8 protein-coding genes are annotated in these 10370 nt (G+C 68.2%); 1 reads left to right on the top strand and 7 read right to left on the bottom strand.

All coding sequences use genetic code 11. The features are described 5' to 3' along the window. Nucleotides 1–1149: ABC transporter permease (locus tag ABD378_RS29900; protein WP_344525785.1), on the top strand; the 1149-nt coding region annotated here is incomplete at its 5' end. Nucleotides 1150–1218: 69 nt separating this feature from the next. On the opposite strand, the gene pgi is transcribed toward ABD378_RS29900, so the two are convergent. The 7 genes from pgi to ABD378_RS29935 form a co-directional block, all read right to left on the bottom strand. Further along, a complete protein-coding gene (gene pgi / locus ABD378_RS29905) occupies nt 1219–2871 on the bottom strand; it encodes a glucose-6-phosphate isomerase (RefSeq protein WP_344525787.1) in 1653 nt (550 codons plus the stop codon). A 207-nt stretch (nt 2872–3078) separates the two neighbouring features. After that, nucleotides 3079–3414 carry an RNA polymerase-binding protein RbpA gene (locus ABD378_RS29910; RefSeq protein WP_078077905.1) on the bottom strand — a complete coding sequence of 112 codons (336 nt, stop codon included), beginning with the start codon at nt 3412–3414 and terminating at the stop codon, nt 3079–3081. Between the two features lie 193 nt (nt 3415–3607). After that, a complete protein-coding gene (gene secG, locus ABD378_RS29915) occupies nt 3608–3838 on the bottom strand; it encodes a preprotein translocase subunit SecG (RefSeq protein WP_160504358.1) in 231 nt (76 codons plus the stop codon). A 125-nt stretch (nt 3839–3963) separates the two neighbouring features. Next, nucleotides 3964–4740, bottom strand: a complete 777-nt coding sequence (gene tpiA / locus ABD378_RS29920) for a triose-phosphate isomerase (RefSeq protein ID WP_344525792.1) — start codon at nt 4738–4740, stop codon at nt 3964–3966. A 6-nt stretch (nt 4741–4746) separates the two neighbouring features. Then, nucleotides 4747–5958, bottom strand: a complete 1212-nt coding sequence (locus ABD378_RS29925) for a phosphoglycerate kinase (RefSeq protein WP_344525794.1) — start codon at nt 5956–5958, stop codon at nt 4747–4749. 108 nt (nt 5959–6066) lie between these two features. After that, complete coding sequence (gene gap, locus ABD378_RS29930) at nt 6067–7077, bottom strand: type I glyceraldehyde-3-phosphate dehydrogenase (protein ID WP_344525796.1); 1011 nt, start codon at nt 7075–7077, stop codon at nt 6067–6069. 189 nt (nt 7078–7266) lie between these two features. Further along, a complete protein-coding gene (locus ABD378_RS29935) occupies nt 7267–10248 on the bottom strand; it encodes a M14 family metallopeptidase (protein WP_344525798.1) in 2982 nt (993 codons plus the stop codon). Between the last annotated feature and the right edge of the window lie 122 nt (nt 10249–10370).

The raw sequence follows: 10370 nt of genomic DNA on the forward strand, positions 1-10370 counted from the left end.
CGCCTGTCCGGCGTGGCGCGCGGGGCGCTGGGGCTGCGGATGCCGCCCGCGCTCGTCCTCGGCTGGCACAAGGCCTTCCCGCGGCGGCTGCGCTCGCTGTCCACCATCGCCCGCCTCGCACTGCCGCTCCTCCTGATCGTGGTCGCCCTGAGCGCCCTGACCACCATCAACCGGTTTCACGACGAGCCCCGGGAGCTCGGCATCGCCGCCGCGCTCACCGCCCGCGCCGACGAGGGCCTGACCGACTCCGGGGCGCGGGACCTGCTCACCGGGAACCGGCAGGTCACCGCGGTCCATCCGGGCATCGAGGTGGCGGCCCTCGTCCCGGGCCAGACCGGCACCATCGCGCTGCGTGGCCTCGGCACGCACCAGAACCCGTACCCGTTCACGGTGGCCGAAGGACGCCCGGCGCGCGGCCCGGACGAGGCGGTGGCCGGACAGGGGCTCCTCGACGCGCTGGACGTAGGCGTCGGTGACTGGGTGCGGATGACGGTGGCGGGACGCCCGCAGATTCTGCACATCGTGGGCCGCAACATCGAGCCGGAGAACGGCGGCCGGGTCATCTCCACCTCGCTCGACACGTTGCGCGAGAACGACCCGAAGCTCCGGCCCACGCTCTACCAGCTCCAGTTGCACCCCGGCGCGGATCCCGCCGCGGTCGGCGCCGAGCTGAGCGAGACCTCGCGGGGACACCTCGACGTACACGCCGTGACCAACCCGGCCGACGGGCTTTCGCCCCTGCGCGCGGTGGTGATCGGTCTGATCGCCGTCTTTGCCCTGATCGGGCTCATCGAGCTGCTGACCGCGATCGGCGGCACAGTGCGTGAAGGCGAGCGGGACCTGCTCGCCCTCAAGGCGATCGGCCTCTCCCCGCGGCAGATCACGACGGTCGCGGTGACGGCGACGGGGTGCACCGCCCTCGCCGCGGTACTCACCGGCACGGCGCTCGGGCTGCCCCTCGCACACTGGCTGATCGACGCTCAGGGACGTTCGAGCGGCATCGGCGCCGGAATCGCCCGGGCGCCGTCCCCCGCTCTGCTCGTGCTGTTCGGCGCGGCCGCGGTGCTGGGGGCCGCCGCGCTCGCGGCGCTCCCCGCGTCTCGAACGGCCCGACGCCGCCTCGCCGACACGCTGAGCGCGGTCGCCTGAACGGCGCCTGAACGACGCCAGTAGGGCCCGGCCCGCCTTTCGGTGAGCCGGGCCCTACTGTTCAGCGGCTCAACGTCCGCGCAGGGTCCGGTACTTGGCGACAAGCGCCGTCGTCGACCCGTCGAGGTCCGGCACGTCCGCACCCTCGGTGAGGGCGGGCTCGATGCGCTTGGCGAGCACCTTGCCGAGCTCGACGCCCCACTGGTCGAAGGAGTCGATGTTCCACACGGCGCCCTGGACGAACACCTTGTGTTCGTAGAGCGCGATGAGTTGGCCGAGAACCGACGGCGTCAGTTCCTTGGCGAGGATCGTCGTCGTCGGGTGGTTGCCCTGGAACGTCTTGTGCGGGACGAGCTCCTCGGGCACGCCCTCGGCCCGCACCTCGTCCGGCGTCTTGCCGAAGGCCAACGCCTGCGTCTGCGCGAAGAAGTTGGCCATCAGGAGGTCGTGCTGGCCGACCAGACCGGGCAGCAGATCGGCGACGGGATCGGCGAAGCCGATGAAGTCGGCCGGGATCAACTTCGTGCCCTGGTGGATGAGTTGGTAGTACGCGTGCTGTCCGTTGGTGCCCGGCGTGCCCCAGACCACCGGGCCCGTCTGCCAGTCGACCGGCTCGCCGTCACGGCCCACCGACTTGCCGTTGGACTCCATGTCCAGCTGCTGGAGGTAGGCGGTGAACTTGGAGAGGTAGTGCGAGTACGGCAGGACCGCGTGCGACTGGGCGTCGTGGAAGTTGCCGTACCAGATGCCCAACAGGCCGAGCAGCAGCGGCACGTTGGACTCGGCGGGCGCCGTTCGGAAGTGCTCGTCGACGAGGTGGAAGCCGTCGAGCATCTCGCGGAAGGCGTCAGGGCCGATCGCGATCATCAGCGAGAGACCGATCGCCGAGTCGTACGAGTAGCGGCCGCCGACCCAGTCCCAGAACTCGAACATGTTGGCCGTGTCGATGCCGAAGTCGGAGACCTTCCCGCCGTTCGTCGACAGGGCCACGAAGTGCTTGGCGACCGCGCTCTGGTCGGCGCGCAGGCCGGTCAGGAGCCAGTCGCGCGCGGAGGTCGCGTTCGTGATCGTCTCGATCGTGGTGAACGTCTTCGAGGCGATGACGAACAGCGTCTCGGCCGGGTCCAGGTCCCGCACGGCCTCGTGCAGGTCGGCGCCGTCGACGTTCGACACGAAGCGCACGGTGAGGTCGCGGTCGGCGAAGGACCGAAGCGTCTCGTACGCCATGGCGGGGCCGAGGTCCGAGCCGCCGATGCCGACGTTCACGATGTTCTTGATGCGCTTGCCGGTGTGCCCGGTCCACTCGCCGGAGCGGACCTTGTCCGCGAAGGCGGCCATCTTGTCGAGCACGGCGTGCACGGCCGGCACCACGTTCTCGCCGTCGACCTCGATCACCGCGTCCCGCGGGGCACGCAGCGCGGTGTGCAGGACCGCGCGGTCCTCGGTGGTGTTGATCTTCTCGCCGCGGAACATGGCGTCCCGCAGGCCGAAGACGTCGGTGGCCGCGGCAAGCTCGCGCAGGAGCGTCAGCGTCTCGTCAGTGACGAGGTGCTTGGAGTAGTCGACGTGCAGGTCACCGACCTGGAGGGTGTACGCCGTGCCGCGCGCCGGATCCTTGGCGAACAGCTCACGCAGCTGCACCTCCCCCAGCTGCTCCCGGTGCTTGCCGATCGCCGCCCACTCGGGCGTCTGGTTGAGCCTGGCGCGGCTTTCTGCGTTCATCTCGGACTTCAGCCTTCTCTCGTACCTGTGTACGTACCTTGCCCCGCTGCACATTCCAACCTAATTGATCAGGGCCCGGTATGAGATGTCTGCAGCTGTCTGTCCGGACACGTGCCGGTAAACGTCACGTGAAAGCGTGAGAGCGGGCAGGCTCCGTGAAAAGCGCAGCGGCCGGACATCCGCAGATGTCCGGCCCCGTCGCAAGTCCTAGATCTCGCCCCGCAGTTTGGCGAGCGCCTCCGCGAGAATCGCCTCGCCGTCCGCGTCACTGCGCCGCTCCCTCACGTACGCCAGGTGCGTCTTGTACGGCTCGGTGCGGGGCGGGTCCGGCGGATTGTCCCGGTCCTGACCAGCGGGGAAGCCGCAGCGGGGGCAGTCCCAAGTATCGGGAACCTGCGCGTCGCTGGCGAAGCTGGGCACCGTCTCGTGTCCGTTGGAGCACCAGAAGGAGATGCGCAGTCGCGGCGCGGACTCACCGCGCTCGGCCTCGCCCATCGGCCCCGCCCCGACCCGACTTCCACGGATCGCGTTGCCACTTGCCACGGTCGTAACTCCCTGCGTGATGGTGCTGCTGCGGGCGCCTCAGTCTACGTAAGGCCCAACGCGCGTCCAGTGTTCGGAGTTACACCCTCACCCCGACACGCAAGCCCCATGATAATCCGCGCTTGTGAGCGCGCACCGTACATGGGGCTTTAAGCGAAGCTTTCGCAAGGTAGCAATCAAGCCGCTTTCGCGGTCAGTTGTTCACCTTCATCAGCAGGCCGAGCACGACAATGCACGCGAACCAGAGAAGACCGACCACGACAGTGATGCGGTCGAGGTTGCGCTCGGCGACAGAAGAGCCGCCGACGGAGGACTGCATGCCGCCACCGAACATGTCGGAAAGACCGCCGCCCTTGCCCTTGTGCATCAGCACAAGGAGCATCATCAGCAGACTGAACGCGATGAGGGCGATCGAGAACCCCATAACCACGGCTGGACCAACTTCCTCGGATCTGAATCGGCTCTGTATCGACGACGGGGGCCGGATGCCTCGCCCAGCGAAGCCGCCCGGCCCCCGCAAGGGTACGACGTATCGGCGCTACCGCATACTCACTGGTCGCGGAAGCGGACGATCTTGACGAACTCGTCCGAGTCGAGCGCCGCGCCGCCCACCAGGGCACCGTCGACGTCGGGCTGCGCCATGATCGCGGCCACATTGCCGGACTTCACGGAGCCGCCGTACTGGATGCGCACCTTGTCGGCGAGCTCCTGCGAGTACAGCTCGGCGAGGCGGCCACGGATCGCGCCGCAGACCTCCTGGGCGTCCTCGGGGGTCGCGACCTTGCCGGTGCCGATGGCCCACACCGGCTCGTACGCGATGACGATGGACTCGGCCTGCTCGGCCGGCAGGTCCTTCAGACCACCGTCGAGCTGGGCCAGGGTGTACTGGATCTGCTGGCCGGCCTCACGGATGTCCAGGCCCTCGCCGATGCAGAGGATCGGGGTCAGGCCGTGCCGGTAGGCGGCCTTCACCTTGGCGTTGCAGATCTCGTCGTTCTCGTCGTGGTACTGACGGCGCTCGGAGTGGCCGACGGCCACGAACGTGCACTTCAGCTTCGAGAGCATCGGGCCCGAGATCTCGCCGGTGTAGGCACCGGTGTCGTGCGCCGAGATGTCCTGGGCGCCGTACTTGATCTTGAGCTTGTCGCCGTCGACCAGGGTCTGCACCGAACGCAGGTCGGTGAAGGGGGGCAGGACGGCGACCTCGACGGCCTCGTAGTCCTTGTCGGCCAGGGCGAAGGCGAGCTTCTGGACGTGCGCGATGGCCTCGAGGTGGTTGAGGTTCATCTTCCAGTTGCCCGCCATCAGCGGGGTACGCGTAGTCATCAGGTCTCAGTTCTCCAGTGCGGCGAGGCCGGGGAGCGTCTTGCCCTCGAGGTATTCGAGGGAGGCGCCGCCGCCGGTGGAAATGTGGCCGAATGCGTTCTCGTCGAAGCCCAGGGTCCGGACGGCCGCGGCGGAGTCGCCACCGCCGACGACCGTGAAGGCCGGGGAGTCGAGAAGCGCCTGGGCGACCGCCTTGGTGCCCTCGGCGTAGTCGGGGTGCTCGAAGACGCCCATCGGGCCGTTCCAGAAGACGGTGCCCGCGTCGGCGAGCTTCGAGGCGTAGAGCTTACGGGTCTCGGGTCCGATGTCGAGACCCTCCTGGTCGGCCGGGATGGCGTCCGCGGCGACCGTGGTGGGGTTGGCCGGGGCCTTGGTCTTCAGGTCCGGGAACTCGGTGGAGACAAGCACGTCGACGGGGAGTACCAGCTCAACGCCGTTCTCCTTCGCGCGCTCGATGTACTCCTTGACCTTCGGGACCTGGTCCTCCTGGAGGAGGGAGATGCCGACCTCGTGGCCCTGGGCCTTGAGGAAGGTGTACGCCATGCCGCCGCCGATCAGGAGACGGTCGGCCTTGCCGAGCAGCTGGTCGATGACGGCCAGCTTGTCGGAGACCTTGGCGCCGCCGAGCGCGACGACGTACGGACGCTTGACGTCCTCGGTGAGCTTCTTCAGGACGCCGACCTCGGTGGCGATGAGGTAGCCCGCGTAGTGCGGCAGGCGCGCCGGGAGGTCGAACACGGAGGCGTGCTTGCGGTGCACGGCACCGAAACCGTCGCCTACGTAGACATCCGCGAGGGCGGCGAGCTTGTCGGCGAACTCGCCGCGCTCGGTGTCGTCCTTGGACGTCTCGCCCGCGTTGAAGCGGAGGTTCTCGATGACGGCGACCTGGCCGGGCTCGAGACCGTCGACCGCGTCGTGCGCGGCGGGGCCGACGGTGTCCTGGGCGAACGCCACGGGCTTGCCGAGGAGTTCACCGAGCCGCTCGGCGGCGGGAAGCAGCGAGAACACCGGGTCCGGGGCACCCTTGGGGCGGCCGAGGTGCGAGGCGACGATCACCTTGGCGCCGGCTTCGACGAGCTTGGTGACGGTCGGCAGGACGGCGCGGATGCGGCCGTCGTCGGTGATGGTGCCGTCGGCGAGCGGCACATTGAGGTCGGCGCGGACGAAGACCCGCTTGCCTTCGACCCCTTCGGCGAGAAGTTCACGAATCGTCTTCATGGCTGGACTCCAGGACTCCTTAAGAGGGCTGACGTGCAACAAGGCCCGGACCACGCAGTATCGCGCGGTCCGGACCCTGTGCTCACATCGAGGTGCCTGCTCTGGTGATCAGAGCTGGCCGCCGACGAAGACCGTGAGGTCGACGAGGCGGTTGGAGTAGCCCCACTCGTTGTCGTACCAGCCGAGGATCTTCACCGTCTTGCCCTCCTGGACCATGGTCAGGGAGGAGTCGAAGGTGCAGGACGCCGGGTCGCCGACGATGTCCGAGGACACGATCGGGTCCTCGGTGTAGGTGAGGAAGCCCTTGAGGGCGCCGTCGTCCGAGGCCTTCTTGAACGCGGCGTTGACCTCGTCCTTGGTGACCTCGCGCTGCAGGTCGACGACGAGGTCGGTGGCGGAACCGGTCGGGACCGGGACGCGCATCGCGATGCCGTCGAGCTTGCCCTTGAGCTGCGGAAGGACCAGAGCGGTGGCCTTGGCGGCACCGGTCGTGGTCGGAATGATGTTCTCGGCTGCGGCGCGGGCGCGGCGCAGGTCCGAGTGCGGGAAGTCCAGGATGCGCTGATCGTTGGTGTACGCGTGCACCGTCGTCATCAGGCCCTTGACGATGCCGAAGTTCTCGTCGAGAACCTTCGCCATCGGCGCCACACAGTTGGTGGTGCAGGACGCGTTCGAGATGACGTGGTGGTTGGCCGCGTCGTACTTGTCCTGGTTGACGCCCATCACGATGGTGATGTCCTCGTCCTTGGCCGGAGCCGAGATGAGGACCTTCTTGGCGCCACCGGCGATGTGCTTCGCGGCATCGGCCTTCTTGGTGAAGATGCCGGTCGACTCGATCACGATGTCGACGCCGAGCTGACCCCACGGGATGTCGGCGGGGTTGCGCTCGGACAGCACCTTGATGGTGTGGCCGTCGACCGTGATGGTGTCCTCGGTGTGCGACACCTCGGCCTTGAGACGGCCCAGGATGGTGTCGTACTTCAGGAGGTGCGCCGTAGTCGCGGTGTCACCCAGGTCGTTGACAGCCACGATCTCGATGTCCGCACCCTGCTCAAGCAGCGCCCGGAAGTAGTTGCGCCCGATGCGGCCGAAGCCGTTGATGCCTACGCGGATCGTCACGAACCGATCTCCTCGTTGGTACGCCGGTTTCAGACGCCGGCGAGTTGTATGGGATGTCCCCGACCGCCTCCGACCCTACCTCTCTGAGGGCCTTTGGGTGACATCGACAGGGGGCCCGGACGGCACGGTGGCTCGTACCCCCGAGTAGCAAGTACGAGCCACCGTGATCCGGGCCTTGATTACGCAGCGTCAGCGGCGCAGATGTGCAAGGGATGCGCCCATAAGAGCGGCCCGTTCGGCACTTCCGGGTACATGCTCGAACCCGAAGCCGAGCAGCACGCTGTCACGCGCTGTGACGGCCGCATAGGGCTTGTAGAGCTCCCCTGTACGGGCCCAGTCACCCGTGATGTTGGGGCTCCCGGGGGGCGCCGGAGCGACGCTCCAGGTGCCGAGCGAGGCCTCGAATCCCTCCGTCTCCGTCGCGCTGCCCCCTACCACAAGCTGAGCGTTGTCGGCAAAGAGGCCGCGGCCCCCGCTGGAGGGGTCGGTGATGGAGCTGAGGGACACCTCGACCTTCTTGCCCGCGTAGGCGCTCAGGTCGAAGGCGACGGGCTTCCAGCCGCCGGATGATCCGGTGAAGCTGTTCCAGGCGCCACTGGTGCCGGACGCCGTGCAGCCGGTCGCCGACTGCGTCAGGTAGTGGCGCAGGAACGGGTGACCGTTGATGAAGAACCCGGCCCCGCACTCGGCGGGCGCGGCCTGGGACGAGTTGCCGTTCGAGTCCGGGAGCGTGGTCCAGTCTTCGGCGCCGGTGGTGTGCGCCTCGAGGACACCGTGGTCGTAGCCGGTCTCGAGGTTCCAGTTGAGCGCGAACCGCAGCTCCGGCTTGTCCGCGGCCGAGACCCCGGTCAGGTCGATGGTGCGGGTCAGCCGCTTCCAGTCCTGGTCGGCGTGGGCCGCCGAGGCCATGCCCTGGCCCTCGAAGGGTGCGTACGGGTTGCTGAGTCCGGGGTAGGTGCCGGCCGCCGCGCTCTTGAACTGCGGGAACTCGTCGGCGGGCAGGGTGTCGGACGTGACGGTGTAACGGCCCGCCTTGTCCAGGGGGTTGGAGTCGGCTGCGGCCAGCGGCGTCTTCACGCCGTCGAGCGCGCCGCTGCCGGTGAAGCTGGTGGCGCCGGGCGCGGAAAGGCGTTCGTACGCCCCGAGGTAGTACTGCGCGAAGTCGTCGGAGAACGCGTCCCCGAGGTCCACGTTGGAGCCGGTGCGCTCACCGGACTCGATCAGCTTGCCGCCCTCGTTGAGGTAGGCGCGCAGGGCGAGTTGGGTGGCCGCCGACGGCACCGGGTCGCCGGTGTAGTGCACGACCGCGGAGAAGTGCGACAGGACGCCGAGCGGGTGCGGTGCGCCCCGCTTGGCGACGTCCCAGACGACGGCCGAACGGCCATTGGCCTTCAGGGCGTCGACGTACTTCTGGGCCTGCTTCGCGCTGGCGCCCTCCTCGGCGACGACGAGGGTGTTCGCCTTGGCGCGCTCGGTGACGGTGTACGTGAAGTGCGGGCTCTCCGTACGCCCCTTCTTGCTGCGGCCGGTGAACCACACCTCGACCTTGTCGCCGGCGCGCGCGTCCTCGACCTCGGCGCGGTACTGGTCGAAGTGGAGGTTGTCCTCACCGCCGTACGTCTCGCCGCCCTTCCAGGCCTTGAGGTCCTCATCGTGCGTACGGCCGCCGTTGATCCGGTAGTTGAGCTCCTTGTCGCGCACCGACTTGCGGGCGGTGACGGCGACTTCCTGGTCCCCTCCGCGTGCGTACGAGTCCGTGAAGGCGTCCGGCGTGAAGTCGGGGGCCTCGATGCCGGTGACGGAGACCGGCTGGTCGGGGTGGAGTGCGGTCTCGGCGACGGCGAGCGCGTAGGGGACGTTCTTGGCGAACTCGTCCTGGATCAGCTTCTCGTCGTCCGGGAAGGTGAAGATCGAGGCGCAGTCCTCGGGCTTCCAGGGGTCGTTCGGGTCGAGGTTGGAGACGGTCTGGCAGGTGGACATCTCCGGCGTGAACATCGAGAAGCCGTTGACGTTGGCCGCGTGGCCGTCCGACTCGCCGTTGGTGGTGTAGAGCTCCGATGCGACCTGCGGGTGGTAGCCGGGGATCGCGGGCTTCTCGGGAGTGCCGGCGAGCGCCTTGTAGAGCACGTCGTCGGGGGTGGGAGTGGCGACCTGCCAGCCCACTCCGTAGAGGATCAGTTCGGCCGCCGAGTGGTAGTTGATGCCGTACTCGAAGCCGATGCGCTTCTGGAAGCGGTCGAGCGCCTTGGTCTCGGGCTCCGATATGGGGCCCGTGCCGCGGTAGGTCTCCGAGGAGGGCTCCGGGGACGAACCCTCGTTGTCGTAGCCCCACTTGTAGGCGAAGTTGCGGTTGAGGTCGACGCCGTCGCCCGCCGCGATCTTGCCGTCGCCGTCGATGTCGCGGAGGTTCTTGCGCCACTGGCGGTCGCCGTCGGCGGCGTGCGTGAAGTCGTAGCCGTCGGGGTTGGCGGAGAGCACGAACCACAGCTCCGTGGAGTCCACGAGCTTGGTGATGCGCTGGTCCTTGCCGTAGTTGTCGAGGTAGTGGTGCAGCAGGCGGCGGTTCATCTCGGGGGTGATCCACTCGCGCGCGTGCTGGTTGGACAGGTAGAGCGTGGCGGGCTTGGAGCCGTCCTTGGACTTGCTCGCGCCCTTGGAGAGCTTCAGGGCGAGGATGTCCTGGCCCTTGAGGGTCTTGCCGATGGAGACGACCTTGGTGAGGCCGGGGTTGGCCTGACCGGTCTTGACGATCTCCTCCTTGAGGCCGCCCTTGCCGCCGTACGGCCGGAACACGCCGTCCCCCGCGGCCTTGAGCTTCTGCTCCGTACTGGCGGAGATCTTCTGCTCGGTGAGCTCGATGCCCTCGCGCTCGACGCCCTTGGCCTGCGCCTCGGTCAGATAGACCTCGACGGGGGCGGTGCCGCGCTCGGGCGCCTGCCCCGCGAGCTCATGGGCGTCCTGTCCGGCCTCGATGAGGATCGGGATCTGCTTCTTGGTGACCTCGGCCTGGTAGACCTTCACGGCCGCCGGATCGTCGGCGGCCGGGGCCTTCGCCCCGCTGTCGGCCTGGGCGTGCGGCACGGCGACGAGGCCGCCGACGAGCAGCGCGCCCGCGGCGACGACGGATCTGAAACCGGCTCTGGATCTCTTGGATCTCTCTCTTCGTCTCATGAGCCCCCCTTGCGGTTGTCCGGCACATTTGTGCGCGAACGCCAGGCTCGTGACACTTCATGATCATGTCAATATGGCGTGAAGGATGGCATTCAACGCGACGCGAAGAAGCCGGAGGGGGG

Source organism: Streptomyces rectiviolaceus (assembly GCF_039533825.1).
GTDB classification, from domain to species: domain Bacteria; phylum Actinomycetota; class Actinomycetes; order Streptomycetales; family Streptomycetaceae; genus Streptomyces; species Streptomyces rectiviolaceus.